Genomic DNA, 24,279 nt, shown 5'->3' with positions numbered 1-24,279 from the left:
TCGATCAACTGCTTGTAACTCATGGTATCTACTCTTGTTTTTTGGCGATTACAGAGTACCACCAACAGGCAGTTGATCTCTTCTCACCGTTTAACCATGAGTGGTGCACTTATTATCTGAATTCGGGCTTGCCTGCCACGTCATTTCTTATGATCTTTTTATGTACTACATATTTGAGTTTTGCACCTATTCTTTTAAAAAGTAGAACAAAAATCATAATGGAGAACAGTAAGGATGGTTTTATAACTCGGAATAGAGATTCTATTATAGTAGGTGTTATTTTCTATTTACTAGGTGTTGGTACTACTCCTATATTGTCACTTTGGCAATGATGTAACTATTTAACTTATGGAAAATAAAGGGCGTGCTGCCCTTTTTTTATGCTCTGTAATATGAATTATAAGCAAAGCCTTAGTAGTACAACCATAAGACACTAGTGCTAAAACTCTTTCACCTCCCCCAATTAACCGCCCTAGCAACACCCAGCGCTATTTCATGCAATACCACAAAACCCGCGCCATATAAGGTAGCCCAAACTGGAATAATGATAAAATCGAGGGTTGAGGTAGATGAAGAAACGGCGACTTCTTGGTAATTTGTAAGCCAAGGATAAAAACCAAAGCAGTAAAGAATAACGATTGGGGCTGCAAACAGTATTAAACGCAGTTTTCTCTGTTTAATAAATGGGATAAATGAACTGACTAGCATCAGTAATAACGGCACGAACACATAGATCACCGAAGTAAAATCATTCAGCTTCATGCCTAAACCTATGGTTACTATCAGCGTGAATAAAGCAGTAAAAATGCGGTAAGTGGCTGTAAAATTCATAGTCATTCCTTGTAATACCAATTCGCTTAATTAAGTAGTCTATTTTGAGGCAATAAAACCTCGTTGATAGCAAGGCAAAAATTTCGTTATTTAGTTGTTCTAAATCAGAAATTTTTAACGCAGATAGCGACAGGTTTAATCCCTCAAAATGATTAAGTATTATTGCGGATTGGTATAAAGTACCTACAACCACCCTAGCTCGCTTATTTGTAAATGACTATTTTATAAACCAATTTGCCTATTGCAGCCGATACTTTCTACAAAGTATTTATCATGGCTTACGAGTATAAACCCGCCTTTAAAACCCTGTAATGAATATGCCAAGAGCTGTTTTGATTCTAGGTCGAGATGATTATCGGGCTCATCGAGTAACAAAAATGCGGTGCTTTCACTATTACTGACAATACACATGGCGAGCTTCATTTTTTCACCGCCACTTAAAAGTGCGGCATATTTAAAAACAGCGTCTTTTCTAAAGCCAATACTGGCAAGTAGAGTACGCGCGGTGCTCTCATCTAGGTTTTTACAGTAAGTCATCACATTTTCAAGCAGAGTTAGCTCGTTGTGTATTAATGTAAAATGTTGGTCCAAATAATAGAGTGCTTGATTGCAATGTAACTCCCCTGCTTTTACTGGTATGTCGTAGTTCAGGGTTTTAAGTAAGGTTGATTTACCAGTGCCATTTGCGCCCGCTAAATGGATTTTATCATCACTGAACACCTGAAAATTAAGCGGCTTTTGTGTTCCGTGTGCTAATACAACGTTCTCCAGGCTAAGTGTTTTTTGGTGCTTAGCTTCATCTGATTGCGCCAAATAAAATTGCTGCGCTTTAGTTTGTTCAAGCTGGCTAGAAAGTTGTTGTTTAATACGAGTGAGCTCACCTTCTCGCTTAGCGTTATTTTTACTTTGTGATGATAAATTAGCGCTGGCTTTATCTTTTTTAGCATCCATCAACACTTTTGGCTGGCTGCCTGATTTTCTGAGGGCTGCGCCATGACTTGCTCGTTTTTGTGCTTTTTGCTTTTGTAATTGCTCTGTTTTTTTGAGATTTGTTTGCTGCTTAACAACGTGATTTAACTTGTTTTCAAGGGCTGCAACTTGCTGCTGCTTTTGAGTCTGGTACTCAGAAAAACACGTACCATATTGTGTTAAACCTAGGGTTGTTAGCTCCCAAACTTCATGGGCTTGTTCTAATAATTCTATGTCATGACTTATTAGTAATAATTGCCCTTTAAAGCTTTGTATTTGCTTTATAAGCCAGCTTTTACCTTTTGCATCTAGATGGTTTGATGGCTCATCCAGTATTAAAGTGTCGGGCTTTATGCAGGCAAATAGTACCCAAAGCTTTAATTGGCTAAGCTGACCGCCACTTAAATATTTGCTTAGTGAGTAAGGGGTTTTGCTCTTTACACCAAGCCTTACAAGTTCTGCATTAAAGCGCTCTGCTAAGTCCCAATTTCCTTCAAGCAAAGTTAAGTTTTGCTCTGTAACTTGCCCTTGGTTTATCGCATCGAGGGCATTAAACACAGGCTCTAGCCCAATAGCCTCTGCAATTGTTTGGTTATCAGCCTGATTTACATCGTTCATTTGTCGGTAAAAGCCAAGGGTTGAATTACAAACAACCGTACCAGAGCTAGGCTCTTTTTGCTTAGCAAGTAGTGATGCTAAAATTGATTTACCACAGCCGTTCCTGCCGACTAATGCGGTGACTTTAGCAGTGAGTGAAAATGAAAGGTCGTTAAATACAACATCGCCATTGCCATGTTGGTAACATAAATTAAAAGCTTGAAGTTGTGGCATAGTGCCTCCTGTACTACAGGGGCATAAGCGCTTGATCACACGAAAAGTAATATTATAAAAGTGATAGTGAGCAACGCCTACTAACCCTGTTGGTCCAAAAAGATAAAAATGAAATTGGATAACAGGTTTAGTTGTTCATGTTGGCGGTAACTCCTAAAAAGTGAGGCTAGATAATAACCACCCAGTGCTCAAATAGCAACGAGTTATGATAGTCTTAAATTATTAGCTGCTTAAAGGAATGTATTTTGAATTTAGTTAAAAGCCCTCTTGCCTCGCAAAACCCCATTCAAGTTAAGATGCAAATTAATGAAAGTAAACGTGTATTTGTTATTGGCGATTTAGATGCAGATTTAACTAAATTTGAACAGGCGCTTTGCTCTGTTAATTTTAACCCCAGTAAAGATATTTTGTTTTCACTTGGCGATGTGATTGACCGGGGTGAGCACAGCATTGCGTTACTTGCGCGTTCTCAAGAGCTTGGTGTTCATATGTGCCTTGGGAACCATGAGCATATGTTGCTTGAGTCATTACTTGCAAAGGATAAAGGTTACTACCGTTTATGGGTTGAGAATGGCGGCCGCTGGCACCTAGAAGCAACCGATGAAGAGCTCGCGTTTGCCTGTAAGCAGCTACTTAACTGCCCGCTTTCTTACTATGTTGAATACGGACGATTAAGAATTGGTTTATCGCATACCACCTGTGCTGATTGGGATTGGCAAAATCCTACTCAAGATATACAACAAGCGATTGGCGCATTGCTTTGGGATAGAAGCTTAACCAAAGCGAAAAAGCCGGTAATAAATCCAAGTATCGACTTTTCTGTGCATGGCCATAACACGACCAAAAAGCCCTATTGGCTTGGCAATAGTTACCATCTTGATACTAATTATCTCAGCGGTAAGCCTACCATTATTGAGCTTAGCACGCTGATCAAGCAGTTTTCCTCAATGTAAACTTGCCAGTCGTTCGACCGTTTTCTCTTCAAGGTATTTTTTGTAGGTTAGTCTTGCATGCCACAACTGCTCATCTGTTTCTTGAATGTAGATGATTGGGCCAGCAGTTTTGCTTGCCAGGCTAGTTAATTTACTGTATTCACGCGTATCAATTTTGCCATCGCTAAAGTAGCTTTGTGCGGTATTTAGAAATTCATCGTCTTTATAAATATCACTATGCCAAATAAGCGAGCGATACATACTAGCAGTTATTTCGGTTGGCTTATCGTTTGAACGAAAGAGCTTCACTTCGGTATAAATAGAATTACCGGTGAATACAATCCCTATTAACGACAACGTCGTAAGAGTCATCATCCATTTCATGCTCTATTCCTCTCAGTTAGGTACTAATTTAACTATAGGAGAGAAAGATGAATGTATGCTGTTTATTTAATCAATTAGAATTAGCGTAACTATTTGCAGGATACTTAATTATTGTTTTTAGTCCCTAATTTACTGCTTTGGGGTTTAAACATAAATTTGTGTATTAGGCTAAAAGACCTAATACACAAGCATAAAATTAATGAAGCGCTGCTGTAAATGGAATATTTTTACAGATTTCGGCTTCTGCAATAAGGATTTCTTCAAGGCGTGTATCAACCTCTTGCTTATCGAAATACTCGTAAGCAAGTTCAACGAATAAGTTTTTATGTTTTTCTTCTGATTTTGCAATCGCGACATAAAACTCTTTTTCTTTGCCTGCAGGTAAAGCTTCTGCAACAAGCGAAAAGCGCTCGTGTCCGCGTGCTTCAATAACGCCTGCTACTAATAAACGGTCCATTAAAAATTCATCACGACCATTTCTAAATACCGCACGAATTTGTTTGATGTAAGGATCTTTTTGGTCATTGCCAAGTGATACATCACGTTCCATTAATAGCTTTAAAACTTGTTTAAAGTGGATCATTTCTTCCAGTGCTAAGTCTGTCATGGCTCTAACAAGCTTACGACGATCTGGGTAATGAGAAAGCATAGACATAGCCATACCAGAAGCTTTTTTCTCTGCTGCAGCATGATCTTGTAAAAAGGTATCGAAGTCAGCTAAGACACCTTCTGTCCATTCAAATGGCGTGTGGTATTTCAATTCAAACATGATGAGGAACAACTAAACTTATGATTGCGGCGATTTTAACGTATTTTACGTGTGATTATAACCAAGAGATTTATCAATTTTACCACTTCGGGTAGATGATACTTTATCTGGGTGTTTTATGTCATTCCACGCTGTGACTTTGCCACCCATATTCAGCTGTTTAAAGCTAATTGGCTGCTGAGTGTTTAAAAACTGCTGAAGTAATTGCGGGCTGTTTGAGTCTGCTACATTAAGCGTTAATAACTGGTTTGTACGCCCTTTAAAGTAGTCTGCCACTTGCTGTTGGTGACGCTGATAACACGCTGTTAAGTATTCATCAGATTCTAACTCTGCCAAGCTATACTGACCAAACACATCAAAATAACAGCGCTTTAAATGGCTATTAAAACCACCATCAGGGCGCATTAAATTAGTGTGCATGCGTGCTAATAACTGCCTTATAGATGGCAACCATTTAGTTAAATCGCGCTCGAGGTTGATAAAACGGCTATTTGCAAAGTGCTCATCAAGCAAGGCGTATTCACTAAAAACTGGAGTATCTGCAATAACATCTGCACTTGTAATTGCTTGTTGGGTATAGGCTGTGTGGGCGGTTTTATAACCGAGTTGTAAAAAGCTGTTACAGATACTAGTTGTGCCGGTTCGTGGTAAACCGATTATAAAAATTTTAGAGCTCATGGCACCTGATCAAATGCTAACCACAGCGATTTGTCGTTGACTGGGGTTAACCTTGGTAAATCATAATTGTGCAATTCTATAACAATTTTGTCGTGTAGGTGGGCGTTTTTTATAAAGTTTCCGTTGTACTTAAAAAATAATTCGTCAAATTCACCGCTTTGCTGCATAACCTTAATCCCCTGAGAAACGGCTTTAGCAATATTAGTATTATGTTTATTAAAAAAGAAATAGATTGGGCTTTTGTATTTGAGCATTAGATGCGGCAGAACGACCAACCGCATTTCTTCTTTAAAATACGCAAGTTCATCTTGGATCTCTAATACTGAACGAGGAAATAAATCCCCCCTTCCTCTATCTAACATTACAAACAATGATTCAAAGTCCATTGCCGTTGCCACTGTTAAACCGTTACTTGTTAGAATTCGTGTATCTGGCCAATCTGTACCCTGAACTAAGTTAATCGATTTTAAATCATCAAGAGATTTTAGCTGTTTCAACCTCGGTAACTTATCTTCTTTAGTAAACATTAATCGCCAACCAAATAAGCCTTTAAATATAGGAACTCGTAGAGGGAGCAAAGTGTCTTCACGCTCTTGGTTTGTCATGCTCCAAGTAACATTGATAGATCCAGTCGTTTCAATTTCTTTTAAAACACGATTTTGGCTTAATAATTCAGGTGCGGGTGATAAGGTAAACTTATAACCACTTCTTTTTAAAGCTGTACGAAGAAGTATTAAAGGATAAAGTACTTCTTCGTCTAAGCTATCCATTGTTTTAGGATAAACAACATGTAAAGTGGTTGGTGGTGTGACGCGATTTTTCTTGGCATTAATTGTTTTTACATTGGCAAATAAACAAGTTGAAAATAAGAACAACAAACATGGAAAAACAATTTTTAGCATATCAGAAAACCTGTGTAACTAATAACATCACAGCGCTAATCAAAATAGTAATGAAAGTAAGCATCATACCTAATACACGTAATTTCATCAGATTATCAGCAAGTGCGTAACTATGACAAAAACGACCAGCAACCAGCATTGCACCTAAAATATAGCAATAATGGCTTGGGAGGCCTTGGTACTCTAATAAAAATAGCAGGATCAACGAAAAAGGCACATATTCAATGAAATTTGCATGAGTTCGTATAGCTGCTTGTAGGCTTTTATCTCCCCCGTCACCAAGTGAAATGCGTTTTGCTCTACGTAGTTTGATCACGCGAAAGCTAAGTTGAATGTATAAAATGGCCAAGATGGCAGCAAATGTTGAAACAATCACAGTTTTTCCAATTTTTATTTAAAGTTAGACGCTTAGCATAATTTATTGCTAGGCTGTTAAGTAAGTAGTTAGGTTAGCTCAGTATGATATTTAATGTCTAACAGTTCTTAAGGAAGTGCATGTTTACGCCAAGAAAAATCGCCGATAACTACCGTGAAATGATCAGTAGTATCGGATTTTACCCATCAATGCTCTCTGTGGTGTTTTTAGTTTTTGGATTAATTACTACTGCGGTCGAGTACTCGTCATTATCAATGGAATTTAAAAAGCTGATTGGTGTGTTATTGGTCGATAGCGAAGAGAATGCCCGTACTATCCTCAGCACACTTGCCGGCAGCATTATCTCATTAACGGTTTTTAGTTTTTCTATGGTTATGGTGGTGCTTAATAGTGCCAGTGCCAGTCTTTCGCCGCGTGTGTTGCCGGGCCTTATTACCCGTAAGTCGCACCAATTAGTACTGGGGTTTTATCTTGGTAGTATTATCTACACCATATTAATGCTGATAAACATACGTACCATTGGTGATGGAGATATGGGTATTCCATCGCTTGGTATCTTCTTTTCATTGGTGTTTGGTTTAATTTCGCTTGGCTTTTTTGTGTTTTTTATTCACTCAATTTCAAAAGCAATTCAGGTCGATAATGTACTAAACGACTTGTTTAAAAATACCAAAGGCGAGCTTAAATGCATAATTGACATGCAACAACAAAATCCTGTTGAGCATTTTCCTGAGTTTGATGACTGGCATAGTGTTAAAAGTAAAACAGAAGGTTACTTTAAAGGGGCACATAGCGATAAGTTGTGTGCGTTATGCCAACAGCACGGTATTAAAATTTATATTTCGGTTAAACAAGGCTTCTTTACAGTAAAGGGATACCCGTTTTTAAAGTGTGATACTGACTTATCTGACAAACCTGAACTGGTAGAGCAATTACTAGACTGCTTTATCTTTTATATCGAAGAATATATTAGTGACCATTACCGCTACGGTATGACACAAATTTCAGAAATCGCTGTTAAAGCTATGAGCCCGGGTATTAACGATCCCGGTACTGCGGTAAAAGCCATAGATATGTTGAGTATATTACTGATATTGCGCTTAGATATTTACGATGTGAACTACTCGCTTAAACGTTGTGAGAACAATCAACCGCACCTGTTTATTCACGAAACATCATTCGATGAGCTGCTGCATGATAACTTCACGCCAATTCGTAACTATGCAAAAAATGACGCTTATGTCATGGTCAACGTGCTTGAGGCATTTAAAAACATATTATTTAGAGCATCTGATAACGATAAAGCAACTGATAGCCTATTTGTTTATTTAGGGGCAATTATTGAAGATATAGATAAGCATATTAGTAATGAATACGACCGTGAGCAAATCACTAATATGCTAAAAGCGATTGCTCGTATTTCAGAGCTACAAGGTGAAAAATTGCTGGCAAGGTTTGCCAGCAATCAATAAGTTAACTTAGTTTTCGATTAAATAAACCGCATAGCTGCTTGCGGTAATCGTAAGCTCACCACCATTGTATGCATCAGGTACATAGTTATCTGGTGCAGCTTCTGCCATAACCATTTTGCTGGCACGCATATAAGGTTGGCTACCTGTATCAAGTGGGCTACTTGAAGCTGTATAAAGACCTTTAAGCTCTACCCCATAGTCATTGGCAAATTCTTTCGCCGCAGCACGGGCATCTTTAATGGCTAGCTTTTGCGCTTGCTTTTGTAGCTCTTCGTACTTGCTTGATACAAATTGCGTTTGATTAATTTCATTAATGCCCGAATTCACTAGTTGCTGAAGCATAATTGGGTATTTTTTTATATCACTTAAAGTTACAGACAGGCTACGCGTTACTCTATAACCTACAAACTCTTGCTTACCCGTTTCACGGTTATATTCTGTTTGGCGATTAATCGAGATATTAGACGCATAAATGCCTTTTTCTTCTACGCCTTGGTTTTTAGCGAGCTTAATCGCTTTCGCCATGGTTGCATCGGCTTTGTTTTTCGCAGCAATTAAATCTTTATCTACTTCAACAATACCTACCGTTAGTTTAACGTTATCAGGGGTCGCTTTAACCGTTGCATTACCTTGTATATAAATATGTGGCGCATCAGGTGTTGCTTGTGCTAACACATTAAAACTAAGTGCTGCCGCCATAGCGGTAAAAACTAACTTACGCATAATACTGTTCCTTAATTTAAAACTCCGTTCATTATCACCTTAAAGGGTTAATTGAATATGAACAAGCCATTTTACAGATATAAAAAAACAGGCATAAAAAGCCTGTTTTTTCATTCACTAAAAGCGTTATAGCTTAGATACTACGGCGCTTGTAGTTGCGATATTCTGGAAGCCAGTAGTTTTTCTCGATTGCTGCCCATAGCGCTTCATCGCTCAGCTCAAGTGCCACACCTTCTTCCATCGCTTTTTTCGCAACCGCAAATGCAATACGTTTACTTAACGCTTGGATTTCAGTCAGTGCAGGTAATAAGCTGCCTTTACCAGTGTTAGCACGTGGTGAAGACTCAGCCAGTGTTTCACTTGATACAATTAGCATTGCATCAGTGATGCGCGTTGCTTTAGCAGCGATAACGCCTAAACCAATACCCGGGAAAATATAACTGTTGTTACATTGTGGGATTGGGAATGTTTGGCCGTTATACTCAACCGGATCAAATGGACTACCAGAAGCAACAATCGCTTGGCCGTTTGTCCATTCAATAACATCAGAAGGAAGTGCTTCAACTTGCTTAGACGGATTACTTAGCGGGAAGATAATCGGTTGTGGGCAAGATGCGTGCATTGCACGAATAACCTGTTCAGTGAATAAACCAGGTTGGCCAGATACACCAATTAGAATGTCTGGTTGCGCACAGTGCATTACATCTAATAGTGATGCGTACTCACCGCTGTAAGTCCACTCACTTAAGCCATCTTTAGATTGGCAAAGTGCTTGTTGGAAATCACGTAAACCTTCCATACCTTCAGTAAGTAGACCAAAGCGGTCAACCATGAAAATTTGCGAACGCGCTTGCTCATCGCTAATGCCTTCAGCAACCATAGTACTAATGATTTGCTCAGCAATACCACAGCCTGCAGAGCCTGCACCAACGAACACAACTTTTTGCTCAGAAAGTTTCGCGCCTTTAACACGACATGCAGCGAGTAAAGAACCTACAGTAACCGCAGCAGTACCTTGAATGTCATCGTTAAAGCTACAGATTTCATCACGGTAGCGTTTTAGTAATGGCATGGCATTTGGTTGTGCAAAGTCTTCAAACTGAAGTAAAACACTTGGCCAACGACGTTTAACGGCTTTGATAAATAGATCTAAGAATTCGTCATATTCTTCTTGCGAAATACGCTTATGGCGAGCACCCATGTACATAGGGTCGTTAAGTAGTTTTTCGTTATTCGTACCAACATCAAGCATCACTGGTAACGTATATGCAGGGCTAATACCACCACACGCTGTATAAAGTGATAACTTACCAATTGGAATACCCATACCACCAATACCTTGGTCACCTAGACCAAGAATACGCTCGCCGTCAGTCACAACGATAACTTTTACTTTGCCTTTAGTGGCATTACGTAAAATATCATCAATTTGGAAACGATCTTCATAAGAAATAAATAGACCACGGGCACTGCGGTAAATGTCTGAGAACTTTTCACAAGCATCACCTACCGTTGGCGTGTAGATAATAGGCATCATTTCTTCAAGATGATCACGCACTAAACGGTAGTAAAGTGTTTCGTTGTTATCTTGAATAGCACGTAAGTAAATGTGCTTATTTAAATTATCGCTAAAGCTTGAATACTGCTGGTAACAACGCTCAACTTGTTCTTCGATCGTTTCATAACGCGGTGGCAGTAATCCGGCTAAGTTGAAATTTTCCCTTTCTTTTTGTGAAAAAGCACTGCCTTTATTTAATAGTGGCGTTTCAATCAGACCTGGGCCTGAATAAGGAATATAAAGATAATTTGGATCGGTATTTGTAGTCATATTTCCAAGCTTTGATGCGTCATAATTATGACCTGACATTATTACTCTTGAAGGCGAAATTGCAATGACAATTCACCTTGTCAGACCATTGAAGAAAATGAATTTTATGCCTTAAATGGCATTGCAGATAGTATACATGAAAACTCAGCAGCTTTAAGGCTGCTGAGCTTGTTTTTAGTGGCTTTTATCACTTAAAGCGATGCCTTCGCGACGCGGATCGGCTGCGCCATAAAGTTTACCGTTTTTAACTTCAACAGCATGTAAACCAGAGTTTAAATCTAGGATACGAACTGTGTGTCCGCGGTTAACAAAATCAGCTTCAGCGTTGGCAAGCTCAGTGCCCTTTTCGAGGCTTGTGTAATTATTACGATTAGTAATGCGCGGTAAGTTAATGGCTGTTTGCGCATCTAGGTTCCAATCAAGCACACCTACAACCACTTGAGCTACATAATCAATAATACGGCTACCACCCGGCGAACCAACCACTAAACGTAAGCTGCCGTCTTTGTTAAACACCATGACTGGCGACATAGAACTACGCGGACGTTTACCTGCTTCAACACGATTAGCCAATGGCTTACCATCTTTAGTTGGCGATAAAGCAAAGTCAGTTAGTTGATTGTTTAAAATATACCCGTTCACCATTACTGTTGAACCAAACGCCATCTCGATAGAACTTGTCATCGACACAGCGTTACCTTGGCTATCGACAATCGAAACATGGGTCGTTGATGGCAGCTCGTATGCATCATCTTGCGCATACGCAACTGAGTTTGGCGGTGTGCCTGCTTCTGCGTGAGTATCTTTTTCAGAAATAAGTTTTGCGCGACCAGCAATGTAGTTTTTATCGAGTAATCCTTGTGTCGGGATTGTCATAAAATCTGGGTCGCCCATATACACGTTGCGATCAGCAAACGCTAAACGTGATGCTTGGGTAAAGTAATGTAGAGCTTGAACAGAGTTTGGTTTAAGTTTAGCCATATCTTTATGTTCAAGTAAGGCTAAAATCTGTAACACAGCTACACCACCGCTACTAGGTGGTGCCATTGAGCACACTTCGTACTGGCGATAATCAACACACACAGGTGCACGCTCTTTGCTTTTGTAATTGGCTAAGTCTTCAACCGTCAATGTACCCGGTGCGACTGCTGAGTTTTGCACTGCATGCACAAGCTCTTTAGCGTTTTCACCTTTGTAAAATGCATCAATGCCCTGTTTCGCTATATCTTTATAAAGCGCGGCAAGTTCAGGATTCTTTTTCACGGTACCTACAGCAAGCGGTTTACCATCAGGAAAGAAGTAGTCACGAATAACAGGTAGCTTGGTAACCCCTGGGTTTAATTCTTTAGCCAATAATTGATGTAAACGCGGCGACACAATAAAGCCTTTATCAGCCAATTCAATGGCAGGGCCAAACAAGGTTTGCCACTCTAACTTACCGTAACGCTTATGGGCAGTGGCAAAGGCATCTAAAATACCCGGTACACCAACAGAACGACCACCTACAACGGCTTCAATCCACTTTACGGCTTTACCGTGCTTATCTAAAAATAGTGTTTCATCAGCATTGCTTGGAGCCGTTTCACGGCCATCAAAGCTAGTTATGCTTTTGGTTTTGTTGTCGAAGTACATCATAAATGTACCACCACCGATACCCGACGATTGCGGCTCTACCAGTGTCAGTACTAATTGCGTTGCAATGGCAGCGTCAACTGCTGAGCCGCCTAGCTCAAGCATTTTTTGCCCGGCTTTTACTGCATAAGGGTTTGCTGCTGCGACCATGTACTTATCGCCTTCAACAACCTGCTTATGAGCAAAGCCCGTTGCAGCTTCAGGTTCGCGAGTTTCAACTTTTGCAGGGGCTGCGAAAATAGCAGTTGAATAAATTAATGAGGTGGAAAGAGCTAACAGCGCTTTGGTTTTGAATAACATAAATAAACTTAATCCCGTAGTGTATTTGGCATCTTAAAATTAAACGTGCACAATAGGCGACAATCTCAGATACACCAAAAATAACATGATAAACCTGCCCTTGAAACTAGAATATATTCTGCCGCCGCTGTGTTTAGTAATACTAAGTTCCTCATTTGCTACGTTTAACTTAAATGAATATCTTGAATTTAACCGTGAGTTAGTTGCAAATGGTGAATTTTGGCGCATTTTCACTAGCCAATTTGTGCATGCTAATTGGCCACATTTAGGCTTAAATTGCGCCGGAATTTTATTAATTTGGGCTCTACACGCTGAGCATACAAGCCCTGCTCGCTATGCGTTTAATATTGCCATTCTTGCATTATGGTGTGGCTTAGGTGTGTGGCTATTTTGCCCAGATATCCAAATTTACACCGGATTAAGTGCCCTACTACACGGTGTGATCATTTGGGGGGCAGTTAAAGATGTACAAGCAGGCATGTTTTCAGGCTGGTTATTGTTCGCAGGTACTTGGGCTAAAGTGATTTGGGAGCAAATAGCAGGCCCAAGTGAATCGGTGAGTCAGCTAATCGCCTCTAATGTTGCCATTGACGCCCACTTTATCGGCGCAGTTGGCGGCACACTGCTGGCTTTGCCTATCTTCATTAAAATAATAAAAAATCGCGAGTAACCTTACTGGCTCTTTACAACTGCTCTTTGTTAACTAGAAAAGGAATTTTAGATGAATGAAAATAAAGGAGATATTTACCTTCGCATTATCCTATTTTGCCTTTACGGGCCTCTATTGGCTGGGCTATTTGGCCAATTGGTAAACTTAAAATTTGTTTCACCAACGTTTATGGCAAGCCTTGATAATATCTATTACACCATAGTATTTTGCTCACTTTGTATTGGGTTTTGTCTATTGTTAGCAAAATACAGAATCGTTAAAGAATCGTTTAAAAATAAAATTATTGCTCATTTGACCCTTATTCTTAGTATTTTGTATTCATGCTTAATGTTCTTTGGTATTGGTTTACTTATATTATTCAACAACATGTTTAACTCAAATACTGATTACGTTCACCAAGAGCAGGCATTTGAATATCGCACCTTTTATGTCTACACATCAGGTCCTGGAGCTTTTGGAACTGCTCACCATTATGTGTATTTAAAGTGCCCTGCTTCGTTTAACCGCTATGAATTGGAGTTAATAGCTAATCTATCATGGATGAAAGACTATAAAATGAGTTTAGAGGGTGATAATTTAATTTTTGAAAACGACTCAGAAGAAGGTAAGACAGTACTCGATGTGAGTGAATTTTACTGCAAATAACCCTTTATAGATAAATTCGATTACAAATAAAAACAGCCACTTAAAGTGGCTGTTTTTAATTTACGCTATTGAATTAAAGCGTTTCTTTAAATAGCTTATAAATACGACGGTATTCATCTAACCAGCTTGATGGTTGTACAAAACCATGCGGCTCAACTGGGAAGATCGCTGTTTCAAAGTTTTCTTTTTCAAGCTCAATTAAGCGTTGTACTAAGCGAACTGAGTCTTGGAAGAATACATTGTCATCAACCATAGGCGCATTAATTAATAAACGACTCTTAAGCCCTTCAGCAAAGTAAATTGGTGAGCTCTTTTCATAGGCAATTGGGTCAACATCTGGGTGGTTTAAGATGTTAGACGTATAAGGACCATTGTAGTGAGCCCAATCAGTTACCGGGCGAAGTGCAGCACCTGCTTTGAATAAATCAGGTTGCGTGAATAGCGCCATAAACGTCATGAAACCACCATAAGAACCACCATAAGTGCCTACAGCTTGTGTATCAACGTTTGCGTTGTCTGCCATCCAGCTTACGCCGTCTGCTAAATCTTGGATCTCAGGTGTACCCATTTGACGATAAATAGCTGTACGCCAATCACGGCCATAACCTTTCGATGCACGGTAGTCCATGTCCATTACTACATAGCCTTCTGAAGCCAGTAGTGAGTGGAACATAAACTCGCGAAAGTAACCAGACCAACCCATGTGTGAGTTTTGTAGGTAACCAGCACCGTGGTTAAAGATAACCGCTTTACGGTTTTTACCTGTTTCACCTTCTTTATAATCAGCTGGGTAATATACTTTTGCGTAAATTGGCTGATCAGTGTGGCTTGAAGGCACAGCAACAATCTTAGGTGCGATCAGTTTCTTGGCTAAAAACTCATCAGAAACCGTGTGCGTTAACTGCGTCGCTTGAGTATTTGCTTTTGCATCAGCAACATAAAGCTCAGGCGGCGACATAATTTTTGAGTGAGTTAGCAATAGTTTGCTTTCATCTGGGCTTAACTGGTAATCAGTCATACCATCAAGGTTGGTTACTTGCTCAGATTCACCGTTTGCAGGGTTTACACGATAGATTTCGTAAAGACCTGGGTGCTCAACGTTCGCTTTGTAGTAAATCGCTGAGTTATCAGCTGTTAACGTTAAGTTAGAAACAACAAATTGGCCATTAGTTAGCTGCGTTGCTTTACCATTAAGTGGCTTTTTATAAATGTGGCTGTAACCAGACTCTTCAGATAAGTAGTAAAGCGTGTCTGAGTTGTTCAACCAACCAAAATCGTTATATGCATAGTTAACCCATGCATCGTCGTGTAAGCGGTGCTGCGAAACAAGTTTATTGTTTTGTGTATCAACAGTCGCTAACCAACGGTCTTTGTTGTCCCATGCTTCAAGCATTAGTGCCACTTGTGAACCATCTGTGTTCCATTGGATTGCACTTTGGTCCCAACCCCAATCCATCATTAAATTGATGGCACGTGGTGCTTTTTCAGACTTATAAGTTTTGCCATCACGGGCGTAGTTTTCTTTCTTAACAGCTGCAAGTACGTCTTCATCAAAACCAGGTAAGGTATCGAATGCAAGCGTTGTTTGCTCGCCTGATTTAAGGTCGATGTAAACAACGTCTGAGCTGATTGGTTTTTCATCAGCAACACGACGGCGTACTTTTTCTGCTTTTACGCGTGCATCATCGGCAATGTAATTAGGCATGATATCGCCTTCATCGCGCCATGAACGGCTTTCTGTGGTTACTGCAACAAGTGCTTGGCCATTTGGTGAAAGCTGTACATCTGCTAAACGCTTACCTTTACCTAAATAAAATTGTGCATTAGCAATGCTGTCGTTTTGCTCGTTGATTTGTGCTTTACGCTCTTCACGATCTTTTTTGTTTTTGTGCGTAAGCGCAATGTAATCAATTAGTTTGTGCTGCTCTTTTGCGATGTAAGTGTCTGGCTCTTGTACACCTTTAGGTGCATCGTCTAGGTGTAAGTTAACTAATTCAACTTGACGACCCGTTGCTAAATCAACTTTATAAAATGCATTACCTTGGCGATATGCAAGGCTACCATCAGTTAAAAACTGTGGTTTTGATTGCTGTGCGCTATCGTGAGTGATTTGTGTAATTTGCCCAGTGCTTAGGTTTTTAACGAAGATATTACCTTCAAATGCATAAGCCTGTTGCTTCTTATCTGCAGAATAAACGGCATTTTTAGCGCCTACAGTGTGTAGTTTGTTTAACGCTAATTGTGATGCAGATTGGCTATTTACCGCTTGAACGTATAAATCGCGTAACTCATTACCTTGTTGCTTTTGTGCATAAACGATGCTGTCAGAATCACCATTCCAGAAAGCACGCTCAGGCTGACGGCCTAACCAATCAGGGTGAGCCATTGCTTGCTCTAACGTGATTTCAGCTGAACCTGTATCAGCAGGAGTAGCAACTACTGGTGCTACATTGGTAACTTGTTCTTCAGAAGGCGTTGAGGCGGTTGATTGACAACCTGCTAGCATGAAGCTAGATGCGACTGCGAGAGCCACTAACGTTTTATTAGCAGTGGTTTTGAATTTCATAGTGCTTCTTACGGGTTATTATAATTCGCCCTATTTAAGCAGAAGCACTGATGAAATAGCAATTTTTATAGGATAAACAGCCAAACTTTTCCGTTTAATAACAGCTTATTTTAAGCTGATATCAAGCCATACCATACGGTGATCAGATGATGCGTTACGATCTTTAATTAAACGGAACAGTTCAGAGTTTTTCTGTGGCCAAAAAACGCCACCACCGTTTATTTCAATACCATAATTTGAAGGTAAAACGTAATCAGCACGAGCCTGCCAATAAGCGGTATAGTTTTTAGCGTAATCTTCTTTATACGATTCTTTTGCACCTTTGCTTGTTGGCGTAAAAGAGGTATTCACTAATGGATTTTTTAAAATTTGGTCTGTTGTATTCGGGCGTGCCTTACCTCCTTCTGGCGCAGCATTTAAGTCACCAACAATAACAAAACGGCTTTTCGCTTTTAAGCCACCTTTTTGACCTTTATCATCGTAAATGTAGTTAGCATTGTTGATGTAATCTGCAACTAGGCGTACTTCATCGTGGTTACGCTTACCGTTACGGTCTTCGTCACCATCAAAAACAGGCGGCGTTGGGTGCGATGCAAGCAAGTGAAACGTTTTACCTTTTACATCTATTGGTAAATCCCAAAAAGACTTAGAACTTAGGTGAATTGCTTGCCACTCTTCAGCTGAATACCAGTTTTTACCTGTTTTAGGGTCGGTAGGCATTTGTGCATTTGGCATATCTTTGTATTTGAATGTTTGTAATGTACGCGCTTTATCTAAATCGATTGGGTAGCGCGACAATACTGCCATTGCATAATGCCCCTCAAAGAAGCCAAAGCCGTGTGCGTCGCCTTTGTAATGCCCCTTTACACCATCGTTATCTAGGTCGAACTCAGTAGGTAAACCAGTGTTAACAGGTGCAATAAAGTAATACGGGTAATCGATGGCAACTTGCTTATTTTGCGATACTTGCAGGTAGTTTTTACGAAATACGTTAATGCCTTTGTCGGCATCAATATAATCAAACTCATTGAGTAAAATTACATCAGGTCTTACGCGCTGAATAATTTCGGCAATGTTACGAATTTGCTGGTGGTTACTGGCTAATGCTTTACTTAGAGCATCTTTATCTATTGCTTCGCCTTTTTTAGCATAGTTAGTGGCATCCATACTCACATTAAAGGTAGCAACACGTAAATCAGCCGCCGATATATTGTTAGCAAAAAGGCCCATGGCCAGTGCTATTGAAGAAGTTAATAAAGCGTTTTTCATGAAATAAATCCGTCTACTATAAGTAGTAAAATAATACTGCTGACAATGATCCATAAGATCATCGCCATGATAAAAGGTTTAATGCCCGCTTGTTTTAAGACTGAAATAGATAAACCACTACCAATCAAAAATAAGGTCATTACTAACACTTGTTTAGCACCAACATTAAGTGCATGCCACAATGCTTGATATTCAGGAAAGCTTGAATTAATCAGTGCCGCCGCTAAAAAGCCAAATATAAACAATGGGATACTGGCTTTTTCGTCTGATTTCCAAAACACACCCGCAATGCTTGTATAAGGGATTATCCACATCGCTCTAGTTAGTTTAATGGTTGTGGCAATAGCAAGTGCTGATGCGCCATACGCAGCGGAAGCCCCCACTACACTACTGGTGTCGTGAATAGCAAGTGCAGCCCAAACACCGAATTGTTGCTCAGTCAGGCCAAAGTAATGACCAATCATTGGGAATAACACTAAGCCAAGGGCGTTTAATAAAAACACCACAGCGAGTGATATAGCTACTTCGTGATCTTTGGCCTTTATAACCGGCGCCATTGCTGCAATGGCGCTACCACCACAAATGGCGGTACCAAAAGAAATAAGTACACCGGTGTTTTTATTTAACTTAAATAACTGAGATAAAATTTCACCAAGGCCAATAATAGCGGTAATACTAACAATAGTAAGCACAATAGAGCTGCGACCTACTTCTATAACTTGATTAAAATCAACAGCAAAGCCTAAGCCAATCACCGCCAACTTTAGCATCCATTTACTTATTTTTTGTGACTGCAATGCAAATGGGTTGCCTAATATCATGGCAAATAAAGCACCGACGACAAGTGCCGTAGCAGAGCCAACAAATGGTAATGCTGATACTAAAAATAGTGCAATAAATAGAAACTGCTTTGGGCGTTCGGCTATCACAACGGTGCTCTGATAAGTTTATTGGTTAGCTTATGCACCACAGGTGCAACAAATATAACAGTAGGAAACGCCACACAAAATGCAAAAGCCCATGCTTTAAGCCAAATGGTTGCAATGTTATCGATTAAACCAACGTTAAAAATGCTGATCACTAAAGACATAAATCCAGACATAAACAGCGCCATAAAGAACGCAAATACGACTGTTCTTAATCGAGGATGTAACATAACGAACTAATATTAATATAAAAATATTAGTCTATAGCAAGATGACCCTGACGCAAGTGCTTTGAGACAAGAGGAACAAAATTAGCGAAGTTTGCGGGTAATTAAAAAGCCGAGATAAACTCGGCTTTTAAGAATTTAAACTGATTAGTTTAAAATAAGTTGAGTGCTGGTATCAGCTACTCCTGGGTAGTCTTGCTCAGGCAAGATTTCGGCCAGTGCCGCTAAACGTTCACCTAATTGGTGAAGGTTATCAGCTGATACATTGATATGACCCATCTTACGACCTGGTTTAGCCGTTTTACCATACCAGTGACTTGTAACGTCTTGCGTTGCCAGTACTGAGTGTGGGATTGAAGGCTGACCAAGTACGTTGATCATAGCAGTAGGACGAAGGCACGCTGTACTACCTAATGGTAAACCTGCAACAGCGCGCATGTGGTTTTCGAACTGTGAGCAATGTGTACCCTGCTGTGTCCAGTGACCTGAGTTATGAACGCGTGGCGCAATTTCGTTAACTAATAACGTACCTTGTACGTCAAAAAACTCAATTGCTAATACACCTACATAATCAAGTTCTTGCGCAAGCTTGTTAAAAGCAAGCTCTGCTTGTTCTTGAATTGCTGCTTTTTCTTTACCCGCAACTGAAAGCGTAAGTACACCATTGGTGTGTTGGTTTTCAGTCAATGGATAAATAACGGTGTTACCCGCTTTGTCGCGTGCACCAATGATAGATACTTCACGGTCAAATGGGATCATCTTTTCAGCGATAATAGAATGCGGCGCACTTTCAGTGCCTGATGCAATGAAATCTGCCATTTCTGACCAGATTTGGTCAATTTGATCATCAGACTTTAAGCGCCACTGACCTTTACCATCGTAACCTGCTTGGCAAGTTTTGATCACAAGCGGCTTGCCTAAACGCTCTACGGCAGCAACAAGGTGCGCTTTTTCTGTAATTAGCTGGTAAGGCGCGCATTCAACATCTGTTTTATCAAGTAATGCTTTTTCAAGTGCGCGATCGCCACCTGTTTTAATTGCCGCTTTACCCGGATAAAACTTATTGCTTTGACAACATAATGTAAGTACATCATCAGGAATGTGTTCAAACTCTGCTGTAATTGCGTCTGCTTTATCAATAGCTTGTTGTAATGTGCTGTTATGAACTTCACCAGTTAATGGATGAATGATTTTTTCACTACCCACATCGTAGGCAACAACATTTAAATCAAGCGGTGCACCCGCTAAGCTCATCATGCGAGCTAACTGACCTGCACCTAAAATTAGAATATTCATATTACTCTGCAGGATTAGGGTTAGCTAAGATAGTGTCTGTTTGTTCTTTACGGAAAGCTTCAACTTTTGCGAAGATTTCAGGCTGTTGGCAACCTAAAATTTGTGCCGCTAAAAGGCCAGCATTTGCAGCACCCGCTTCACCGATAGCCAATGTACCGACCGCAACACCTTTAGGCATTTGGCAGATAGATAATAACGAATCTACACCATTAAGTGTTTTAGACTTAACTGGTACACCTAAAACTGGCAGTGATGTAAACGCCGCAGCCATACCTGGTAAGTGCGCAGCACCACCGGCACCTGCAATAATAATTTTAATACCGCGCTCTGCAGCCGAGCTTGCATAGTCAGCAAGTAATTGAGGGGTACGGTGAGCAGAAACAACTTTAGTTTCGTATTCAATGCCGAATTTTTCTAGCATTAACGCCGCATGTTCCATCGTTGGCCAGTCTGATTTGGAACCCATAATAATGCCAACTGTCATAAATACACCTCAGTAAATTGTTTTCTAAAAAGCGGACTTTTGTCCTTATTTTGTGGCGGTATTATATACCCAAACCACATCAAGATGCGAGTTTCAGTTGGAATTAAAAGCGATTTAGGCAAGGCATTGATTGCAAATAATAGTGGTTCTATTGTTAAAATCGATAACGCAGTATAAATCGCTTTAAACCAACCCGTTGGGCGCTTCACAGGCACTCACTCTCATCGTTGTTACTTCTTAAAAGGGACTGCCATTTCTACAAAGTAACGCCTTGATATTAAGCACCTGTGAAACGCTGAATTCTGTATCTTGATGTGGTTTGGGTATATCCCCTAACTCACATCAAGATGCGACTCTAGAAGCACAAAAAAGCCATGACATGCATGGCTTTTAATCACTCATCAGCTAATTAAGCTTCTTTGCTTGCTAGGTACTCAGTGTATGTACCTTTAAAGTCGATAACTTTGCCGTCTTTGATTTCCCAAATACGGTTAGCTAGTGATGATACAAATTGTCTATCGTGAGATACGAACAATAATGTCCCTTCGTATGCTTCAAGTGCTAAGTTAAGCGCTTCGATAGATTCCATATCCATGTGGTTGGTTGGCTCATCCATTAATAAGATGTTTGGTTTATGCATCATAATTTTGCCAAACAGCATACGGCCTTGCTCACCGCCTGAAATCACTTTTACTGACTTTTTGATATCGTTTTGTGAAAACAGCATACGACCTAAGAAACTACGAACAACTTGCTCGTCGTCACCTTCTTGTTGCCATTGTTCCATCCACTGGAATAAGTTCATATCTTGTTCGAACTCGTCAGCATGGTCTTGTGCGTAGTAACCGATATTAGCGTTATCAGACCATTTAAATTCACCTTGTTTTGGTGCTAAACGACCAGCAAGGGTATTTAATAGTGTGGTTTTACCAACACCGTTCTCACCGATAATTGCAATGCGCTCGCCTACTTCAACTAGGCCTTCAAGGCCAGTGAATAGTGTTTCTTCAAAGCCTTGCGTTAAATTTGTTAGCTCTAAGGCATTACGGAATAATTGCTTTTCTTGCTCAAAACGAATAAACGGGCTTTGACGCGAAGATGCTTTAACTTCTTCAAGCTGAATTTTGTCAATTTGTTTAGCACGCGATGTGGCTTGTTTTGCTTTTGAAGCGTTCGCAGAGAAGCGCGATACGAACTGTTGAAGTTCGGCAATTTGGCTTTTCTTCTTGGCATTTTCGCTTAGTAGACGCTCACGAGCTTGCGTTGCAGCAAACATGTACTCATCGTAATTACCTGGGTAAATACGAAGCTCACCGTAATCGATGTCGGCCATGTGTGTACAAACTGAGTTTAAGAAGTGACGGTCGTGCGATATGATGATCATGGTGCAGTCGCGTTGATTTAGTACGTCTTCTAGCCACTTGATGGTGTAAATGTCCAAGTTATTGGTAGGCTCATCGAGTAGCATGATATCTGGATCAGAAAACAGCACTTGTGCAAGTAACACACGCAGTTTAAAACCCGGTGCAATTTCTGACATAGGGCCGTAGTGTTGCTCTGTGCCAATACCTACACCAATTAGTAACTCACCTGCTTTAGCTTCTGCCGAGTAACCATCCATTTCGGCAAACTCAGTTTCTAGGTCTGCTACACGCATACCGTCTTCTTCGCTCATCTCAGGTAAGCTGTAAATACGATCACGCTCTTTTTTTACTTCCCACAGCTCTTTATGACCCATGATAACTGTGTCGATTACAGAAAACTCTTCGTAAGCAAACTGGTCTTGGTTTAGTTTAGCAATACGCTCGTTTGGATCTGTGCTGACATTGCCTGAAGATGGCTCTAGTTCACCACTTAGGATTTTCATGAAGGTTGATTTACCACAGCCATTCGCACCGATTAAACCGTAACGGTTACCGTCTCCAAATTTTGCTGAAATATTTTCGAATAAAGGTTTAGCACCAAATTGCATGGTGATATTAGCTGTACTAATGATAGCGGTACCCTCCAGCGGGTAAAAAGTAAAAACGAAACTGCGGGCAATTTTAAACTAAAGCCGCTTGGCACGCCATGAAAGATTAGTTAAATCAATTCCTCAATTTACAACTTAAATTGTTAGGTCTACATTTAGTGAACACGCTCACTTTTATAAGTGAACGCGCTCACTTTTAAATTTAACTATAAAAATTAAGATATTAGCTATGGGGAATTACGATAAGACACATCAGCATATTTTAAATGTTGCTTGGCAACTTTTTTCTAAACATGGGTTCAATGAAACCTCTACACGGCAAATATCTTCTACTTGTGGTATTGCAATCGGTACTTTGTTTAAACATTTTGATAGTAAAATTGCGATTTTAGAAGCATGTCTTGATCTAAGGTTTCATGACGTATTAGAACTTGCCAAAGAAACCGACATTCACCGCCCTCCTCGTCTTAAAATCAATCATTATGCTCAATACTTTTATCAATTTTACTGTTTACATCACCGCTTTTATAAAGTGCTTTTTAGCCAACGCTTGTTTTGCAAAACCTTTCAACAACAACACATGGAACTAATTCAATCATTAGTATTTGCCGATCAACCCCAATTTAATAAAGTTAAAGCTGCTATATTACTCGACTGCTATTTTATGACCTTATTGTATGGATTGGGCGCTGAAACTCCGAATACAAAATTGATGCTGAGAACGCTGAGTCAGAAAGTGTCTATATTTTAAGCTCACTAACTCATTGATAATTCGATATTGTGAACCTAAAGTGAATAATTTTTCCTCAAACAAGGTTTGTTGCATGATAATTTTTCACTTTTGACCCAATTTTAGCTTTGATAATCTCCGACTCTTAACTAAATTATACCTATTAGGGACAATATTTAATCAAGGTACATTATGAAAAGAACACACGCTGCCTTTTTTGTTGCGGGCATGATAAGCATGCCTACAGCGAATGCCATCGAGATCTACAACGATCAAACCAATAGTGTCACTATAGGTGGCTTTATAGATGCAAGGGTTATTAATACACAAGGTGAAACAGAGGTAGTTAATGGTGCATCACGAATCAATTTAGATTTTAAGCGTCAATTAAAAAATGGCTGGCAAGCCTTGGCATTATTAGAATGGGGTGTAAACCCTGTTGGTAGTAGTGACATTATTTATAATAATCGCTTTGAATCGATTCAAGATGAGTTTTTATATAACCGACTTGGCTATGTTGGCCTTAAACATGAAGACTATGGTCAAATTACACTAGGCAAACAATGGGGTGCATGGTATGACGTTGTTTATAACACCAACTACAGTTTAGTGTGGGATGGTAACGCCGCGGGTGTTTATACCTACAATAAAGATGACGGTGCAGTAAATGGTACTGGTCGCGGTGATAAAGTACTACAGTATCGTAATACGTGGGGAAAATTTCATCTTGCCCTACAAGCGGCGTTGTTTCCTAAAAGTTTGAACTATCTTGCCAGCCTGTGATCAGATCATCTATATCCTACTAGCCCGTGCAACAACAATGAGCAAAATCACAAACTGGTCTCACTATAATCAAGCCCTCGTTAA

Annotated in this window: 23 protein-coding genes and 1 pseudogene; 7 read left to right on the top strand and 17 right to left on the bottom strand. The window is 39.9% G+C overall.

Going from position 1 to position 24,279, the window contains the following annotated elements; translation table 11 throughout:
- Positions 1-332 (top strand): hypothetical protein (locus L1272_RS20400; RefSeq protein WP_235374176.1); only part of this gene is annotated, 332 nt, incomplete at its 5' end.
- A 118-nt stretch (positions 333-450) separates the two neighbouring features.
- Here the strand turns inward: L1272_RS20400 and L1272_RS20395 are convergent.
- Together L1272_RS20395 and L1272_RS20390 are read right to left on the bottom strand one after the other, a co-directional pair.
- Entirely contained in the window at positions 451-831 is a 381-nt protein-coding gene (locus L1272_RS20395; RefSeq protein WP_235374175.1) for a hypothetical protein, read from the bottom strand.
- Between the two features lie 222 nt (positions 832-1,053).
- Positions 1,054-2,631 carry an ATP-binding cassette domain-containing protein gene (locus L1272_RS20390; RefSeq protein WP_235374174.1) on the bottom strand — a complete coding sequence of 526 codons (1,578 nt, stop codon included), beginning with the start codon at positions 2,629-2,631 and terminating at the stop codon, positions 1,054-1,056.
- A 245-nt stretch (positions 2,632-2,876) separates the two neighbouring features.
- Between L1272_RS20390 and L1272_RS20385 the strand changes: the two genes are divergently transcribed.
- On the top strand, positions 2,877-3,584 hold the full coding sequence (locus tag L1272_RS20385) for a metallophosphoesterase (protein ID WP_235374173.1): 708 nt from the start codon (positions 2,877-2,879) through the stop codon (positions 3,582-3,584).
- Here L1272_RS20385 and L1272_RS20380 read toward each other — a convergent pair.
- The 5 genes from L1272_RS20380 to L1272_RS20360 all read right to left on the bottom strand — a co-directional run bounded on the left by L1272_RS20380 (position 3,576) and on the right by L1272_RS20360 (position 6,672).
- Complete coding sequence (locus L1272_RS20380) at positions 3,576-3,947, bottom strand: hypothetical protein (protein ID WP_235374172.1); 372 nt, start codon at positions 3,945-3,947, stop codon at positions 3,576-3,578. The two genes, L1272_RS20385 and L1272_RS20380, sit on opposite strands and share 9 nt — an antisense overlap.
- A gap of 196 nt (positions 3,948-4,143) precedes the next feature.
- Positions 4,144-4,716: a tRNA-(ms[2]io[6]A)-hydroxylase gene (locus L1272_RS20375; protein WP_054553873.1), complete on the bottom strand. Its 573-nt coding sequence runs from the start codon at positions 4,714-4,716 to the stop codon at positions 4,144-4,146.
- A 45-nt stretch (positions 4,717-4,761) separates the two neighbouring features.
- Positions 4,762-5,394 carry a sulfotransferase gene (locus L1272_RS20370; RefSeq protein ID WP_166340117.1) on the bottom strand — a complete coding sequence of 211 codons (633 nt, stop codon included), beginning with the start codon at positions 5,392-5,394 and terminating at the stop codon, positions 4,762-4,764.
- Positions 5,391-6,296 (bottom strand): substrate-binding periplasmic protein, encoded by a 906-nt coding sequence (locus L1272_RS20365; RefSeq protein WP_235374171.1) that lies wholly within the window; start codon positions 6,294-6,296, stop codon positions 5,391-5,393. Before L1272_RS20365 ends, L1272_RS20370 begins: the two co-directional genes overlap by 4 nt.
- Before the next feature lies 1 nt (position 6,297).
- Complete coding sequence (locus tag L1272_RS20360; RefSeq protein ID WP_166340113.1) at positions 6,298-6,672, bottom strand: MAPEG family protein; 375 nt, start codon at positions 6,670-6,672, stop codon at positions 6,298-6,300.
- A 119-nt stretch (positions 6,673-6,791) separates the two neighbouring features.
- On the opposite strand from L1272_RS20360, the gene L1272_RS20355 reads away from it, so the two are divergent.
- Complete coding sequence (locus tag L1272_RS20355) at positions 6,792-8,144, top strand: DUF2254 domain-containing protein (protein WP_235374170.1); 1,353 nt, start codon at positions 6,792-6,794, stop codon at positions 8,142-8,144.
- A 6-nt stretch (positions 8,145-8,150) separates the two neighbouring features.
- Here the strand turns inward: L1272_RS20355 and L1272_RS20350 are convergent, their stop codons facing one another.
- The 3 genes from L1272_RS20350 to ggt all read right to left on the bottom strand — a co-directional run bounded on the left by L1272_RS20350 (position 8,151) and on the right by ggt (position 12,627).
- On the bottom strand, positions 8,151-8,867 hold the full coding sequence (locus L1272_RS20350) for an SIMPL domain-containing protein (protein WP_194441454.1): 717 nt from the start codon (positions 8,865-8,867) through the stop codon (positions 8,151-8,153).
- A gap of 133 nt (positions 8,868-9,000) precedes the next feature.
- Positions 9,001-10,695 carry an NAD-dependent malic enzyme gene (locus tag L1272_RS20345; RefSeq protein WP_054553942.1) on the bottom strand — a complete coding sequence of 565 codons (1,695 nt, stop codon included), beginning with the start codon at positions 10,693-10,695 and terminating at the stop codon, positions 9,001-9,003.
- Between the two features lie 174 nt (positions 10,696-10,869).
- Complete coding sequence (ggt, locus tag L1272_RS20340; RefSeq protein ID WP_235374169.1) at positions 10,870-12,627, bottom strand: gamma-glutamyltransferase; 1,758 nt, start codon at positions 12,625-12,627, stop codon at positions 10,870-10,872.
- Between the two features lie 85 nt (positions 12,628-12,712).
- Here ggt and rrtA point away from each other — a divergent pair, with 85 nt between their 5' ends.
- Both rrtA and L1272_RS20330 read left to right on the top strand, forming a co-directional pair.
- Complete coding sequence (gene rrtA, locus L1272_RS20335) at positions 12,713-13,297, top strand: rhombosortase (RefSeq protein WP_235374168.1); 585 nt, start codon at positions 12,713-12,715, stop codon at positions 13,295-13,297.
- A gap of 51 nt (positions 13,298-13,348) precedes the next feature.
- Entirely contained in the window at positions 13,349-13,942 is a 594-nt protein-coding gene (locus L1272_RS20330) for a hypothetical protein (protein ID WP_194441451.1), read from the top strand.
- Positions 13,943-14,015: 73 nt separating this feature from the next.
- Here the strand turns inward: L1272_RS20330 and L1272_RS20325 are convergent, their stop codons facing one another.
- The 7 genes from L1272_RS20325 to L1272_RS20295 form a co-directional block, all read right to left on the bottom strand.
- On the bottom strand, positions 14,016-16,508 hold the full coding sequence (locus tag L1272_RS20325) for a prolyl oligopeptidase family serine peptidase (protein WP_194441450.1): 2,493 nt from the start codon (positions 16,506-16,508) through the stop codon (positions 14,016-14,018).
- 105 nt (positions 16,509-16,613) lie between these two features.
- Complete coding sequence (locus tag L1272_RS20320; RefSeq protein WP_407681612.1) at positions 16,614-17,738, bottom strand: endonuclease/exonuclease/phosphatase family protein; 1,125 nt, start codon at positions 17,736-17,738, stop codon at positions 16,614-16,616.
- Positions 17,739-17,773: 35 nt separating this feature from the next.
- Positions 17,774-18,706, bottom strand: coding sequence for a YeiH family protein (locus L1272_RS20315; RefSeq protein WP_194441448.1), 933 nt, complete (start codon positions 18,704-18,706; stop codon positions 17,774-17,776).
- Complete coding sequence (locus L1272_RS20310) at positions 18,703-18,891, bottom strand: DUF2798 domain-containing protein (protein WP_228482543.1); 189 nt, start codon at positions 18,889-18,891, stop codon at positions 18,703-18,705. The genes L1272_RS20315 and L1272_RS20310 overlap by 4 nt, the downstream gene beginning before the upstream one ends.
- Before the next feature lie 186 nt (positions 18,892-19,077).
- Positions 19,078-20,226, bottom strand: coding sequence for a 5-(carboxyamino)imidazole ribonucleotide synthase (locus L1272_RS20305; protein WP_194441447.1), 1,149 nt, complete (start codon positions 20,224-20,226; stop codon positions 19,078-19,080).
- Between the two features lies 1 nt (position 20,227).
- On the bottom strand, positions 20,228-20,710 hold the full coding sequence (gene purE, locus L1272_RS20300) for a 5-(carboxyamino)imidazole ribonucleotide mutase (protein ID WP_054561454.1): 483 nt from the start codon (positions 20,708-20,710) through the stop codon (positions 20,228-20,230).
- A 409-nt stretch (positions 20,711-21,119) separates the two neighbouring features.
- Positions 21,120-22,706, bottom strand: a complete 1,587-nt coding sequence (locus tag L1272_RS20295; RefSeq protein ID WP_082389293.1) for an ABC-F family ATPase — start codon at positions 22,704-22,706, stop codon at positions 21,120-21,122.
- Between the two features lie 205 nt (positions 22,707-22,911).
- On the opposite strand from L1272_RS20295, the gene L1272_RS20290 reads away from it, so the two are divergent.
- Together L1272_RS20290 and L1272_RS20285 are read left to right on the top strand one after the other, a co-directional pair.
- A complete protein-coding gene (locus L1272_RS20290; protein WP_054553889.1) occupies positions 22,912-23,433 on the top strand; it encodes a TetR/AcrR family transcriptional regulator in 522 nt (173 codons plus the stop codon).
- Positions 23,434-23,604: 171 nt separating this feature from the next.
- Positions 23,605-24,159 (top strand): annotated as a pseudogene (locus tag L1272_RS20285) (porin); the annotation flags it as partial.
- Positions 24,160-24,279: the final 120 nt, after the last annotated feature.

The sequence above is a fragment of the Pseudoalteromonas sp. PAST1 genome, from assembly GCF_021532515.1.
GTDB classification, from domain to species: domain Bacteria; phylum Pseudomonadota; class Gammaproteobacteria; order Enterobacterales; family Alteromonadaceae; genus Pseudoalteromonas; species Pseudoalteromonas simplex.
The sequence above is the reverse complement of the archived record's forward strand: the minus strand, read 5'-3'. Positions and strand labels throughout refer to the sequence as shown.

What these genes read in the sequence shown, in the direction of transcription:
- purE (WP_054561454.1), bottom strand. Translation starts at nt 20,710, where the DNA reads ATGACAGTTGGCATTATTATGGGTTCCAAATCAGACTGGCCAACGATG.
- L1272_RS20290 (WP_054553889.1), top strand. Translation starts at nt 22,912, where the DNA reads ATGGGGAATTACGATAAGACACATCAGCATATTTTAAATGTTGCTTGG.
- L1272_RS20370 (WP_166340117.1), bottom strand. Translation starts at nt 5,394, where the DNA reads ATGAGCTCTAAAATTTTTATAATCGGTTTACCACGAACCGGCACAACT.
- ggt (WP_235374169.1), bottom strand. Translation starts at nt 12,627, where the DNA reads ATGTTATTCAAAACCAAAGCGCTGTTAGCTCTTTCCACCTCATTAATT.
- L1272_RS20375 (WP_054553873.1), bottom strand. Translation starts at nt 4,716, where the DNA reads ATGTTTGAATTGAAATACCACACGCCATTTGAATGGACAGAAGGTGTC.
- L1272_RS20310 (WP_228482543.1), bottom strand. Translation starts at nt 18,891, where the DNA reads ATGGCGCTGTTTATGTCTGGATTTATGTCTTTAGTGATCAGCATTTTT.
- L1272_RS20350 (WP_194441454.1), bottom strand. Translation starts at nt 8,867, where the DNA reads ATGCGTAAGTTAGTTTTTACCGCTATGGCGGCAGCACTTAGTTTTAAT.
- L1272_RS20355 (WP_235374170.1), top strand. Translation starts at nt 6,792, where the DNA reads ATGTTTACGCCAAGAAAAATCGCCGATAACTACCGTGAAATGATCAGT.
- L1272_RS20325 (WP_194441450.1), bottom strand. Translation starts at nt 16,508, where the DNA reads ATGAAATTCAAAACCACTGCTAATAAAACGTTAGTGGCTCTCGCAGTC.
- L1272_RS20380 (WP_235374172.1), bottom strand. Translation starts at nt 3,947, where the DNA reads ATGAAATGGATGATGACTCTTACGACGTTGTCGTTAATAGGGATTGTA.
- L1272_RS20320 (WP_407681612.1), bottom strand. Translation starts at nt 17,738, where the DNA reads ATGGGCCTTTTTGCTAACAATATATCGGCGGCTGATTTACGTGTTGCT.
- L1272_RS20365 (WP_235374171.1), bottom strand. Translation starts at nt 6,296, where the DNA reads ATGCTAAAAATTGTTTTTCCATGTTTGTTGTTCTTATTTTCAACTTGT.
- rrtA (WP_235374168.1), top strand. Translation starts at nt 12,713, where the DNA reads ATGATAAACCTGCCCTTGAAACTAGAATATATTCTGCCGCCGCTGTGT.
- L1272_RS20390 (WP_235374174.1), bottom strand. Translation starts at nt 2,631, where the DNA reads ATGCCACAACTTCAAGCTTTTAATTTATGTTACCAACATGGCAATGGC.
- L1272_RS20395 (WP_235374175.1), bottom strand. Translation starts at nt 831, where the DNA reads ATGAATTTTACAGCCACTTACCGCATTTTTACTGCTTTATTCACGCTG.
- L1272_RS20345 (WP_054553942.1), bottom strand. Translation starts at nt 10,695, where the DNA reads ATGACTACAAATACCGATCCAAATTATCTTTATATTCCTTATTCAGGC.
- L1272_RS20305 (WP_194441447.1), bottom strand. Translation starts at nt 20,226, where the DNA reads ATGAATATTCTAATTTTAGGTGCAGGTCAGTTAGCTCGCATGATGAGC.
- L1272_RS20330 (WP_194441451.1), top strand. Translation starts at nt 13,349, where the DNA reads ATGAATGAAAATAAAGGAGATATTTACCTTCGCATTATCCTATTTTGC.